Origin of the sequence: Pseudomonas sp. BW7P1 (assembly GCF_024981055.1) — a bacterium.
GTDB lineage: Bacteria > Pseudomonadota > Gammaproteobacteria > Pseudomonadales > Pseudomonadaceae > Aquipseudomonas > Aquipseudomonas bananamidigenes.
Genome location: NZ_CP103374.1, coordinates 3728733 through 3741555, shown reverse-complemented (window position 1 = coordinate 3741555; position 12823 = coordinate 3728733). Strand labels below are relative to the sequence as shown.

The window sequence follows — 12823 nt, the reverse complement described above, 5'->3', positions numbered from 1 at the left end:
TCAGGCCTGCGCCGGATCCGTCCACTTGCGAAACCACCAGCGCACCCGGGAAATCGGTTTGCCATCGGCATCCAGCGGTCGCCCGTCCTCGGCAAATCCCTGTTCCGGCTCCATCAGTTGCCCATTCAGATAACGCGCATCCACCGCCGGTTTGCCGTTGGGATGAAAGCGCTGATAGCGCCCCTCGCGCACGCCATCACGATAGAACTCGGCTTCCGCGACTTGCCCGTCGGGAAAGTAGTTGAATGCCTCACCATGCAATAACCCACGCCGATAAGTGGCCTTGCGCTGCAACCAGCCCTCGGGCGCATAAAAACTGGCGACGCCTTGCAGCTTGTCGCGCACGAACGGCATCTGCGCCGAGACCTTGCCGTTGGGGTGGTAGAGCAGCGACGTGCCCTGCAATTGGCCCTGGCTGTAATTCATGTCTGCCTGCTGGCGACCGTCATCCTTGATATTCAACGGACCATCGAGCCGGCCGTCCTGCAATCGTCCCTTGAGGTGTTTGTCATCCTGCTGCAAATCCAGCGGTGTGATCGCCATGGCGACTCCTTGTCAGTTGACCTGCACCAGCCCGCCCTTGATGGTCAGCATGCCGCCGCCGTCCACGGTCTGCGAGGCCGCGCCCTTGTTGGTCAGGCTGATGCCTGCATCGTTGGTCAGCGTCGTTCCGGCCTTGTTGTCCAGCGAGGTGCCGGCCTGGTTGGTCATGGCGGTGCCGGCCTTCTGGGTGATCGAGGTGCTGGCCGAGGTCGCCAGATCCGCGCCGCTCTTGATCGTGAAACTGCCGCCGCTTTGCAGCGTGAGGGTACCGCTGACCTTGATTGTCAGGTTGCCGTCCACCGTCAGGCTGTAATCGCCGGTGACCTTGTCGGTGTAATTGCCGCCGGTACTGTGGTTCTGGTCGGCGCCGACCTTCACCGTGCGACTGTCCTTTACATCGAGGCTGTCGCTGCCGGTCTGAATGGTCACACTGCGTTTGCCTTTTTCCAGCGTGACGGTCTCGTCGCCGTCCTTGACCGTGCGGGTGCGGGCGTTTTGCACAGTGAGGGTTTCGTCGTGGCCGACCGTTGCGGTGGTGTCGTTGAGCACGTTGATCTTCAAGTCTTTCTGCGCCTGCAGGAACACCTCTTCGGCATCCTTCTTGTCCTCGAAACGCAGCTCGTTGAAACCGCCGCCACCCTTGGACGATTGGGTCTTGATCCCCGATTGTGTCTGATTGGCGGGCAAGGCATAGGGCAGGGCGTTGTCGCCGTTGTACACGCAACCGGTGACCAGCGGCCGGTCCGGATCGCCGTCGATGAAGGTCACGATGACTTCCTGGCCGATACGCGGCACGAACTGCATGCCGAAGCCCTTGCCACTCCACGGCAACACCACACGCACCCAACAGGAACTGGTTTCATCGTTCTTGCCGTCGCGATCCCAAGGGAACTGCAACTTGATCCGGCCGTATTCATCGGTCCAGATTTCCTCGCCGGACTTGCCTACGACGATCGCGGTCTGTGGATGCATGCGCGGTTTGGGCGTGGTACGGGGCGGGCGGAATGGCGTGGCTTTGGGGATGGCTTCGAAGCGGTTGCGATAGTTTTCGTGGCTGGCGTCGTGGGTGACATGCGTGACCACCCAATCGATATTCAGGCTCGCATCGTCATGGCCGTCGAGGGTGAACCAGTGGCCCGGGATCAGCCAGCGGCAATCGCTTTCGCCAACAAAACGTTTCTCTTCACTGCGCAGCCCGTCGACCCGCTGCTTGGTCAACGCATCGCCGCGCGCCTTGGCGTTGTAGCCGCCGGGATGCTCATAGATCGACAGCGGCCCGGCCACCGCTTCGGCCTGGCCGAAGAGCGAAGTGGTCGGCGTGGTGAACTCGTAATCCGTTGCCTTGTATACCCCGGCCACAGCTTGCAGGCACACCTGACCCGAGCGGATGCCATGCAACTCGCGCTCGCCCATTTGCTGACCCAGATACTTGACCTTCGGGCCGTTGGGGATCTGCACAAAGGCGTCATTGCTGTCGCCCAGTACCAGCGTGTGCTTGCCCTCGTCGTGGGTGAAAAACCAGAAGATGCCTTCCTCTTCCAGTAGCCGTGAGACGAAGGCGAAGTCGGTTTCACCATATTGCACGCAGTATTCGCGGGGCGTGTAGCTGCCGCTCAGCGAGAGTTTGAAATCGGTGAAGCCGTGGGCCTTGAAAATCGTGGTGACGATGTCCGAGGTGGCGATGTTCTGGAACACGCGGTTGTTGCTGGCGAGGGTCAGCCACCAGAGCCACGGACGTAAAACCAGTTGATAGCGCTCGGCGGTGGCGTCGGCAGGCAGTTGACGGATTTCAGCGACCAAGGCATCGAACGGGCGCAATTGAGCGTCGTTGTGCAGGGTGATGGTGACGTGGCTGGCGATGGCAGAGGTCAAGGTGAGGGTAGTGCCGTCGTTGAGACCGTTGAGGATTTGCAAACCCGGTCCGTTCAGGGCTTCCTCGCCTGACATTGACTCAGGATAAAGCGCCGACAGCGAAGAGGCGGTAAGGGAGAGCGTGGTGTTGCTGTCGGTGGAGCGGGGCATCGGATTTCCTCAATGACAGCACAAGGCCGGACTCAACCGGTGACGTCGAAAAGAATCGGTCGATGATCCGGGCCGGACATGTCGAAGACATGGGCCAGGCCGGTCAGATCCACAGCCTTTACCGTCACATCGGCGGAGGCCAGCACCCAGTCGAGAATGCCGCCTTTGGCCTGTGTCTGCAGGCCGCCCCAGCATTCATACGCCAAGCCGGCCGTGTCGAGTTGACCGACGTTCTGGTAATCCAGATTGAGGTCGCCGGTGGCAACCCATTTGCCCCCCAATGCCGTGCAGGACTTGAGCTGGCTTTTGGTCACGCCATTTTGTCCGGACTTGAAGTGCGCAAGGAACACATACCCGGTGTAGCCCCTGACACTGTGAGCTTCCACAGCAATCAGATCCCTGTTGAGGGTAAACAGGCTGCCCTGGCTGATGACCTGCAGTTCTTCGAAGCCTTTGACCATGACGATGTAGGCGTTCGAGTATCCACCCGTGAAGGCGTACACGTTGTAGGAGGGGTAGATGGCCGCGAGGTTCTGGCGGTAGTTGTCGATCTGCGCGGAGTGTATTTCACACAGGAAAACGATATCGGCGTTCCAGTAATTGCTGGAGCAACAGTTGTAGAGGAAAACATCGACCTGTGTCTGTTTGTCCAGCGTCGAGGACTTGCCGTTTTTTTCGACATTGAAGCTTCCGATTCTCATGGCGCGGGCCTTTGCATTACAGGCGTGTATGGGCGTGATGAAAGCGCTGGATCAACACCGCTATGAGCCCCTGACGGAAAAGCTGACCCTGTTCTCGGGAAAGTGCCGGGTCAATGATTGAGAGAAGGCCTGGTCACTGCCATTCAACATCTGCGTATAGGTGATCTGCCATTGAATGGCTTCGTCAGCGGTCGTGATCAACTTTGCCAGCTTGCTCATGCAGCCCTCGTTGTACAGGTTGGCGCCCAGCCAGAATCCGGAGGAAGCGTCGGGGCACGGCATGCGTGTTATATACAGTTCGACGTTGGTGATTTTTTCTGGAATTTGCGCGCACAGTGCGCTCCAGGCGCGGATGAAGTTTTCTTCCGCATGCCCGCCGGAATCGTTGGCCTCACGCGGCGCGCCGTATTCGGACGGGTAGGTCAGTGAGCGCTTTTGCAGAGCGATGTACTGTTCTTCGGCAATGGTCGATATCATTTTCAAGTGCGCATCGGCGTCGTATTTTCTTTCCATCTCCTGCGCGGCAATCGCGCGCTTGCTTTTCATGCTGGCAAGTTGTTGCTCCTTGACTCTGCGCACCGCACTTTCGTAATCATCCAGTCCATAGCCCAGGCGTTCCCGATGCAGCATCAACGCTTCATGTTCGTAGCTCATACGTCCTGATTCCGCGATTCCGACCATGGTGTCCCAGTATCCGTACTCGCGTTTGGCAGGATGTTCATGGGTTTGCATCACTTCTTTTTTCACGACGGCCCTGACAGAGGGAATGCGAGGGGCCGGGTCGAGTTGCAGTACTGTCTCGCCCATGACGGGCGGCGAGGCGGGCGTGTCGTAGCCATTGTTATGAAAGGTCACCAGATAGCTGTCGTTGCGATTGATTCTGCAAACGCCGCCGACGTGGTTCGGATCGTGTTCTGCCTTGGATAACTCGGCAGTGCATAGCGTTGAAAAAGTCGTCATCGGAAATCCTTTGCCAAATGATCTGGAAGAGGGTGCAAAAAGTCAGACACCTTTACTGACGTCACTTCACGTCAACTGAACCCCCAAAGTCGATACCCTGTTGACAGGCCCTGGTTGTAAGCCGTTGCGACCGCATCCATGCAGAGGGCTACGCCTTGGGAGCCCTCCAGCTTGAATTCGCCAAAATTGGGATCAAAAAATACGCAACTGCTGCTTTTGCCAAACAGTACCCAAGGTCGGTAAAAGGCTACGGAATGCCCGCCCAACGTGCCTTTGATCGACAGAATGAAGTAGCGACAGGACGAGGTGAGTACGAACTCGCCGATGGCTTTACCGGCGGTGGCGAAGCTCTGGTAGGTTTCCGCTTTTGTCTGGCCCAGCGATCCCACCCCGCCGGTTCTCAATGCCCCCAGGGTCGCGGCTGACGGGGACCCGGGCGTATCGCCGCTGATGTCCACATACTCTGACTGGAAGTCCGAGGCCTGGCGCGCCGTCTTCTGTTCGTGCAGAAGTCCGGTTTTCATCGTTGGCTTGACGATGTCCTTGAGGTAGTCGTTGCCTTTTTTCTTGGCGATGAGCCATGCGGTGCTGACACCCCGGCAGATGCCGTCCCGGTTGTCGGCGACGAGCAAAAGAAAGCTGGACTGACCGAAGTTGTAGACGCCTTCGCCGTGTCCGTCGATTTTGTCGCAAATGGCCTTGTAGCTCATGCTGCCTCCCAGATTCCGGCGACGCGCTTGCGCGCAACTACTCCAACACCCACTCCGTCAACTTTCCTGTCACTTGCGTCATCAACACATTCTCGATATCCCGGGCGCCTGCCGCGCTGCACTTGGCGAGCACCGCTTTCACAATTCCGGAGTCAAACTCGAACTGCTTGCCGGTCGCAGCTTTGTAGCGGCCACGCAATTTCTCCAGCTTCGCCAACACAATCCCTTCCAGCGTCGCATCATCCAGCGGTCGATACGCAACCACCGTCATGCGCGCCAGAAACGCCGGGCGGAAGGCTTGCAGGAGGACTTTGTGCAGCGCTTCGTTGAAGGCTTCCGAGCCGAGTTGTGCAGTCGGTGTATCGAGCAATAACTCAGCGCCGACATTGCTGGTGGCGAGCATCACGGTGTTCTTGAAGTCCACCACCAGCCCGGTGCCGTCTTCCATCAAGCCTTTGTCGAACACGTTGTAAAACGCTTCCAGCACATCCGGATGCGCCTTCTCGATTTCATCCAGCAACACCACCGAATAGGGTTTGCGTCGTACCGCTTCCGTCAGTACGCCGCCACTGCCATAACCGACGTAACCCGGTGGGGCGCCCTTGAGCTGGCTGACGGTGTGGGCTTCCTGATATTCGGAAAGGTTGATGCTGATCAGGTTGCGTTCACCGCCATACAGTGCATCGGCCAGTGCATACGCGGTTTCGGTTTTGCCAACGCCCGTGGGGCCGACCAGCAGGAATACCCCGACCGGTTTTTGCGGATCGGTGAGCCCGGCGCGATAGGCCTGCAAACGCTGGGCGATGGTGTTGAGCGCAGTGCTCTGGCCCATGACGCGCTGGCCCATACGTGTGCCGAGGGTGCGCACCGCATGAGCTTCGTCGGCAAGCATCTTGCCGACGGGGATGCCGGTCCAGCCTGCGATAACGGCAGCGACGGTTTTGCTGTCGACCTGTTCCGGCACCAGCGGGTCGTCCTGGCGGATCGCATCCAGTCCCGCCTCCAGGCGCAGCAGTTCGGCGGCCAGATGATCGATGCGACTGTCGGTGGCTTCGTCGGGTTTGTCGCTATCGGCGCTTTCGCTCAACGTCAGCAATTCGCGGCGTGTCTCGAGTAGTTCACGCACGGCCACGCGCTCTTCGCTCCATCGGATTTCCAGTTCGCGGATCGCCTGCACATTGGTTTTCGATTCATTTTCCAGCAGCGTGATGCGCTCACGATGATCCAGCCCGGTGGCCTGCTCCCGTCGCAGGCGTTCGACTTCATCCTTGAGGCTGTTTTGCCGGTGGCGCAGGCACTCCAGCGGTGGCGGCACGTCGTGCTGACCGAGGGCGACCCGGGCGCATGCCGTGTCGAGCACACTGATGGCCTTGTCCGGCAACTGACGGCCGGAGATGTAGCGATGGGAGAGTTTCACCGCTTCGTGGATCGCCGCGTCCAGCACTTGCACGCCGTGGTGCTGCTCCAGTTTTGCTGCCACGCCACGGAGCATTTCCACAGCGGTGATTTCGTCGGGTTCCTCGACCTGCACCAGCTGGAAGCGGCGGGCCAGGGCCGGATCTTTTTCGAAGTATTTCTTGTATTCCATCCAGGTGGTGGCGGCGAGCGTGCGCAATTCACCTCGGGCCAACGCGGGTTTGAGCAAGTTGGCCGCATCGCTGCCACCTTCGGCGCCGCCTGCACCGATCAGGGTGTGGGCTTCGTCGATGAACAGGATGATCGGCTTGTCGGCGCTGCGTACTGCATCGATAACGCCTTTGAGCCGCTGTTCAAATTCACCTTTGACCCCGGCACCGGCCTGCAACAGGCCCAGGTCGAGCACCCGCAGGCTGACTTCCTGCAACGACGGCGGCACGTCTGCGGCGGCGATACGCAGTGCCAGGCCCTCGACCACGGCGGTTTTACCGACGCCCGGTGCGCCCACCAGAATCGGGTTGTTTTGCCGACGCCTCAGAAGAATGTCGATGCACTGACGAATCTCGCCGTCGCGACCAACGATGGGATCGATGCGCCCGGCGTGAGCGTCGGCGGTCAGGTCCTGGGTGTATTGGTCCAGTACCGAATCCTGCCGTGGCGCCGCATTTCCTGAAGAAACAGAGCGCGGTCCAGCGTGCTCGCGGGAGTTCTCCGTCCACTCCAGCAGATTCGCGCGCAAGGCTTCCCTGGGAATCCGCAGCAATGAAGACGCACTGTTGAGCAGCAGGCTTCGGCGCTCGTCACGATCAATCAACGCGAGAAGCAAAAGCCCGGAACGAATGCTGTCGATGCCCAGCACACTGGCCTGCACCACCGCATCCTCCAGCAATCCCAGCGTGTGCGAGGACAGCGCCGGGGTCCGCGTGCTGCCAGCCTTGAACAGGTCCAGCGCCTTGTTGATTTCCGCCGTCAGCGCATCCCGTTCCAGCCCGAAACGCGGCAGCAGGAAAGCAAAATCGCCGCCGTCGATGTCGAGCAATTCCAGCAACAGATGCTCAATCTCGACAAAGTGATGCCCGCGCTGCAAACAGCGCTGGGCGGCGCGTTCGAGGGCGCGGCGGTTGTCCGGGTTGAGGCGTCCGATCAGGCTGGCCAGTTCCATCTCAGGTGATCTCCAGCTGACGAAGACGGGTTTCGATCCGTTGCACTGCAAGGCTGGCCTGACGCTGCAAACCACCGTTCCAGCTCAACAACACCGGGGCCTGGCGACCGAGTGTCAGCGGCCCGGCGCCGCGTACCAGCATCACCAGTTTCACGTCCAGATCCGGGCCGAAATACAACGCCGCCAGGCTCGCCAGTGCCGGGTGCGATTCGCCGTCCGGCAGAAAGCTCCCGGCCTGCGCGGAGGACAATGGCCCGAGCGTCAAACGAATCCCGGCATGCTCATCCCAGACCCGTGTGCCTGCCACGGCGCTGCGACCCAGTTGCAGATTGCGTCCGCCGGCCTTCATGACGCTGCGGCTGGCGGCCGGAATCTCACACCACGCACCTTCATAGGCGCTCAGCTCCACCGGCACGGCAAATTGCTCGCGGACAATGGCTGCGAACCCCGCCAGCGACCGACGGCCATCGGCGTACAACGCGGTGCAGGCCAGAACGGCGCAGTCGGGAATCGCCTGGCGCTCCTGCAGGGACTTGGGCAACAACCCGGTCAGCGCCCGCAATTGCGCCTGCACCGGCGAAGCGCCGGGCGTGGTAAAGCCCAGGGCGATCCGGTGTTTGCGCATCACCTTGTACAGCAGGCTCAGCAACCGATGCTGGAACAGGTCAAGAAATTCGGCGGGCGCGTGATCCTTGGCCCGGGCCCGTTGTTGCAGCCATTCCTGATAGGCGTAGGGCAACGGGCCGTCAGGGCCGCCGAGGCCGAACATCGGTGAGTTGAGGGTCAGCGGTTCACCGGTTTTTTCTTCCAGGCTTTCGATCTGGCTGGCGGCGAACACCGGCGTCAACGGCCCGCGCAATTTCAGCGCTTCGGCTTGCGGCGATGTACCTGAGCCGAGGGAGTCGGCCTGCGGCCGTTCGCGCTCCAGCAACAGTAACGCCTGCAGCCATTCGAACGCCTGCGGATCGCGGCGCAGACGCTGGCCCAGGGTCAGAGCGACAGGGGCATGCCGGCTTGGGGTTGCCATGCCTTGACCTCCTTGTCAGCCTGCATGAGCACCGTGCGCACGAAGCGATTGGCCGTGGCATACACCGAAAAGAACTGCGCGAGCACCGCCGAGAACAGCACCGCGCTGCTGCCGACGAAATGCTGCGGATCGAGCTGCAACTGCACTTCAAGTCCGTTGCGCCAGCCACGCCAGGCATCGGCGCCAACGTGGCCGATCACCCGTTCGCAGGCAAGGCTCAGCAAGCCATCGATCTGGCGCAGGGCGCTGGCTTCATCGCGCAGATTATGCAGATGCAGAATCTCTTTCAGCGCATCCATGGCCTGCGGTCCTTCGACCAGTGACAAATGATTGAGGGTCAGTTGCGACACCAGCCGCCAGCGCGAATCACCGTCCAGTCGCGGCAGGCTCTGCGGGCTCGGCGGATTGCGCAGGCGTGCCCACGCCACCGGGCCCGGCCGCTCGAATCCCAGTGGTGTACCGGCCGGCAGGCTCTGGGCCAGGTGCCGGTTGGTGCACAGCAGTTCGGCCGTGAGGCTGTAGTCGGGCAGGTCGGTTTGCGGTTCAAAACGGGTGTCGACGACGCTGACCAGAAGATCACTGCCGAGCCGGTTCGGCGACTGGCCACTGACTCGCCGCGCATGCCAGTACCGCTGTTGATCGCCGCCGCTGTGCTGGCTGCCGTAATAAGCGGGCAGGCGTTGCACGCCGGCGCTGGAGCTGGAGCGCATCGCGCGAATGCTATGGATCTCGACACTGTTTTCCCGGTGGCTGTCGGCGACCAGTCGGTATTCGCTGCGGGTACCGTCGGGGCGCAGCGGCTCGGAGGTGCGCGGGAACAGATTGATCACCGGCGCACATCCGAGGGCGATGTCGCCGGCCTGCAAGTGCAGTCGTCCGGCCGGCGCACGGTCGAAAACGATATAGAGGTAGAGCGTCTGGCTTTCGCTGGACACATCGCCGAGTGGCAGGTCGAAAAAGTGGAATTTCTCCGGGAAGGCAAAGTATTCCGCCAACAGACGCATGCCCGGGTGCACGCCGTCTTCGTCCGGCAGCAGTACTTCGTCGTCGGCGAATCCGACGATCTGCGGCAGTCCCTTTACCTTCGCCGGAATTCTCCCCGGCGAGCCTGCGAGCACCTGCACGGCATGGGCGCCGAGCAGGTCATAGAGACCGGCATTGATCACGGGTGAGGCGGCCAGGTGAATCCGTAAACTGTCGATCTTCAGCTCCGACCATTGGCTTTCAGCCAGACAACGCAGGCTCAGGCGCAAGGCCGAACGGGATTGCGCCACACCGGTCAACGCCTGGGCTTCGTCACTGCCGAGCAACAGCGCTTCGGTCACTTCGATGGGCCACAGCCGCACGGCGGCACTGGTGCGAAAGTGAATGCTTTCACCCTTGCTGGTGGTGACGAACAGCGGCGTGTCCCGGGGCAGGGGATAGCCGCCGTCGAGTTTGCCTTTGCTCGGGTCTGGCTCGAACTGCACGATGGCGCAGGACGGCAGCGGGCGCACGGCCAAGGGATAGAGTTGCTCCAGCAGGGCATCGCTGAACTCGGCGTAGTCGTCATCCAGACGCCGTTGCAGACGCGCCGCGAGCAGGGCGAAGCCCTCGAGCAAACGCTCGACGTGCGGGTCGGGGCACTCACCGGGAGACAGCTCCAATCGCCGCGCGACTTTCGGATAACGCTCGGCAAACTGGCTGCCTGCATGGCGCAGCCAAGTCAGTTCACGTTGGTAGTAGTCGAGCAGTTGCGGGTCAATCGAGTCGCTCATGGCGCACCTCCAGCCCTTCGTTGCCGGGCTCGATGACAAAGGCCACCGGCCAGTGCAGCGAGCCGCTGCGCAATTCGCCGAGCAGGCGGATGCTCAATCGCTGGGGCTGTTCGGGGAGGGGATTGACCTGAACCTCGCCCAGCAGCAGGCGCGGTTCGAAGTGGGTGATGGCCTCGCGAATGTCCCGCGCCAGGCGACGGCGGTCATCGCTGCGCTGTTGTTGCAGCGCGCTCCAGTCGGCGATGCCATAGTCGATCACGCTCGGAGGTGTCGTCAGTGCGCGCGGGCCACGGCGGGTGTTGAACAGGCGCCCGAGCTCGGCATGCACCGAGTCGAGCAGATCCTGCCGATTGAACACCGGCGGCTCGTCGGCCTCGCTCCAGGCGAGGCGTTCGAACAGCGGTGCACGCATGCCGGTGCCTGCCATGGCGAGGGCGTCCGGTTACTTGCCGGCCTTGTTGGCCGCCAGGTCCCAGACCGTGCCGGCGGTGCCTTCCTTGGTGCCGTCGTCTTTTTGCGCGGTGAGTTCCCATTTGATCTTGGTGAAGTTCAGGGACAGGGTTTCCACCGGTTTGCCCCCGGTGCCGCCGCTGACGCTGACGTTGGAGATCACCACGTTGGTCAGGGTGTAGATGATGAACGGCATGATCTGCCCGCTGCCTTCGGCGGCGTTGCGACCGATGGTGATCTTGGCTTCCGGGATCGGCTTGCCGGCGCAGCAATATTCGTTGAGCGAAGGGGTCGAGCTGTCGATGAATTTGGTCAGGGTAAATTCACCGATGTGCGGCCGGCCGGAGGTACGTTCCGAGTTGCTGACGTCGTTGGTCACCTGCATCGCCACGTTGTGGCTGTAGGACATGACTTCGATCTTGTCCTTGTAGCCCTCGAGCAGGCTGTCGCCTTTGATGTCGCCGCCGAGGTCGAGAATGATTGCATCCATCGCTTGAAACTCCTGAAGGTTGTCGCGCTAGACAAACGGGGGAGCGCCCGCAGAGAAATCCTGCGGGCGCAGGCGGGTCAGGCTGCTACCGGAGGCGGCAGGGTCGCGACCAGGCGGATCGACGCGGTCAGCTCTTCCAGCTGGAAGTGCGGCCGCAGGAATACCGTCGCCCGGTAGGCACCGGGTTTGCCGGCGACTTCGGTGACGTCCACCCGCGCTTCACGCAACGGGTATTGCGCCTTGATTTCCTGCGGCGCGTTGTCGTTGATCAGCACGTAGTCGGCGATCCAGTTGTTGAGGTAGGTCTGCACGTTGTCGCGGGTCATGAAGCTGCCGACCTTGTCGCGCATGATCACCTTCAGGTAATGGGCGAAACGCGAAGCCGCGAGCACGTACGGCAGCATCGCCGAGATCCGTGCGTTGGCGTTGGCCTCGTTGGTGTTGTAGACCTTGGACTTGTTGGTGGTCTGGCCGCCGAAGAACACCGCGATGTCGCTGTTCTTCTTGTGGCACAGGGCGATGAAACCGAGGTCGTTGAGCTCTTTTTCCCGGCGGTCGGTGATCGCCACTTCGGTCGGGCATTTGAGCGACAGGTCGCCGGAGCTGGTACGGAAAGTGTGCGCCGGCAGACCTTCGACCGCGCCGCCGCCTTCAGCGCCACGGATCGCCGCGCACCAGCCGTACTTGGCAAAGGCTTCGGTGATACGTTGCGACAGCGCCCACGCGGCATTGCCCCACAGGTATTTGCTGTGGTCGGTGCCGTTGGTGTCTTCGACGTAATTGATGCCTTCCACAGGCGAAGTGTCCGGGCCGTAAGGCAGGCGCAGCAGGAAGTGTGGCAGCACCAGCGAGACGTAGCGCGAGTCTTCGCTTTCACGGAACGAGCGCCACTTGATCAGCTCCTGGCTCTCGAACACCTTCGACAGGTCACGGGGCACCGCCAGTTCGGTAAAGCTGTTCATGTCGAACAGTCGCGGGCTGGCGGCGGCAATGAATGGCGCGTGCGCAGCGGCGGCGACGTTCGACAGTTTTTCCAGCAGGCCGACGTCCTGTGGGTGACGGCCGAAGGTGTAGTCACCGACCAGAAGGCTGAACGGGTGGCCACCGAAGGTGCCGTATTCCTCTTCGTAGATCTTCTTGAACAGGGCGCTCTGGTCGAATTCGACGGCTTTTTCCAGATCGTTCTGCAGCTCTTTCTGCGTCACGTTGAGCAGGCGCAGCTTCAACCGGCTGCTGGTTTCTGTGTTCTGCACCAGCATGTGCAGGCCGCGCCAGGACGCTTCGAGTTTTTGCAGGTCCGGGTGATGCAGCACTTCGTTGAGCTGGGCGCTGATCAGTTCATCGATCTTGCTGATGCGGTCGTTGATCATCGCCACGGTGTCCTTGTCGATGGCCATGCCTTCGTCGAGTACCTGGGTGGCGAATTCCGCGAGCATGTCGCGGGCATAGTCCTGCTGGCTGTCGTCATGGGCCATGCGGCCCTCGGCGATGATCCGGTCAAGCAGGGATAAAGTTTCGGCTGCAGCATTTTCGCTGGCTTGATTCTGGGCGGCGGCGGGCATGGCGAATTCTTCCTCGGTCAGGT

At 61.3% G+C, this 12823-nt stretch carries 11 protein-coding genes; all 11 read right to left on the bottom strand.

Going from position 1 to position 12823, the window contains the following annotated elements; translation table 11 throughout:
• Entirely contained in the window at positions 1-543 is a 543-nt protein-coding gene (locus NWV16_RS16680; protein ID WP_260519949.1) for a toxin-antitoxin system YwqK family antitoxin, read from the bottom strand.
• Between the two features lie 12 nt (positions 544-555).
• The gene (tssI, locus tag NWV16_RS16675) at positions 556-2565 is read right to left on the bottom strand and encodes a type VI secretion system tip protein VgrG (RefSeq protein ID WP_260519948.1); all 2010 of its coding nucleotides are present in this window, start codon (positions 2563-2565) and stop codon (positions 556-558) included.
• Positions 2566-2597: 32 nt separating this feature from the next.
• The gene (locus NWV16_RS16670; protein WP_260519947.1) at positions 2598-3266 is read right to left on the bottom strand and encodes an endonuclease/exonuclease/phosphatase family protein; all 669 of its coding nucleotides are present in this window, start codon (positions 3264-3266) and stop codon (positions 2598-2600) included.
• A 60-nt stretch (positions 3267-3326) separates the two neighbouring features.
• Positions 3327-4226: a hypothetical protein gene (locus NWV16_RS16665; RefSeq protein WP_260519946.1), complete on the bottom strand. Its 900-nt coding sequence runs from the start codon at positions 4224-4226 to the stop codon at positions 3327-3329.
• 71 nt (positions 4227-4297) lie between these two features.
• Positions 4298-4936, bottom strand: coding sequence for a YopT-type cysteine protease domain-containing protein (locus NWV16_RS16660; RefSeq protein WP_260519945.1), 639 nt, complete (start codon positions 4934-4936; stop codon positions 4298-4300).
• 37 nt (positions 4937-4973) lie between these two features.
• Entirely contained in the window at positions 4974-7514 is a 2541-nt protein-coding gene (gene tssH, locus NWV16_RS16655) for a type VI secretion system ATPase TssH (RefSeq protein WP_260519944.1), read from the bottom strand.
• A 1-nt stretch (position 7515) separates the two neighbouring features.
• Positions 7516-8541, bottom strand: coding sequence for a type VI secretion system baseplate subunit TssG (gene tssG / locus NWV16_RS16650; protein ID WP_260519943.1), 1026 nt, complete (start codon positions 8539-8541; stop codon positions 7516-7518).
• On the bottom strand, positions 8505-10298 hold the full coding sequence (gene tssF / locus NWV16_RS16645) for a type VI secretion system baseplate subunit TssF (RefSeq protein ID WP_260519942.1): 1794 nt from the start codon (positions 10296-10298) through the stop codon (positions 8505-8507). The genes tssG and tssF overlap by 37 nt, the downstream gene beginning before the upstream one ends.
• The gene (gene tssE, locus NWV16_RS16640) at positions 10282-10725 is read right to left on the bottom strand and encodes a type VI secretion system baseplate subunit TssE (RefSeq protein WP_260519941.1); all 444 of its coding nucleotides are present in this window, start codon (positions 10723-10725) and stop codon (positions 10282-10284) included. The genes tssF and tssE overlap by 17 nt, the downstream gene beginning before the upstream one ends.
• Before the next feature lie 15 nt (positions 10726-10740).
• Positions 10741-11238 (bottom strand): Hcp family type VI secretion system effector, encoded by a 498-nt coding sequence (locus NWV16_RS16635; protein WP_169430827.1) that lies wholly within the window; start codon positions 11236-11238, stop codon positions 10741-10743.
• A gap of 77 nt (positions 11239-11315) precedes the next feature.
• On the bottom strand, positions 11316-12800 hold the full coding sequence (gene tssC / locus NWV16_RS16630; protein ID WP_260519940.1) for a type VI secretion system contractile sheath large subunit: 1485 nt from the start codon (positions 12798-12800) through the stop codon (positions 11316-11318).
• Between the last annotated feature and the right edge of the window lie 23 nt (positions 12801-12823).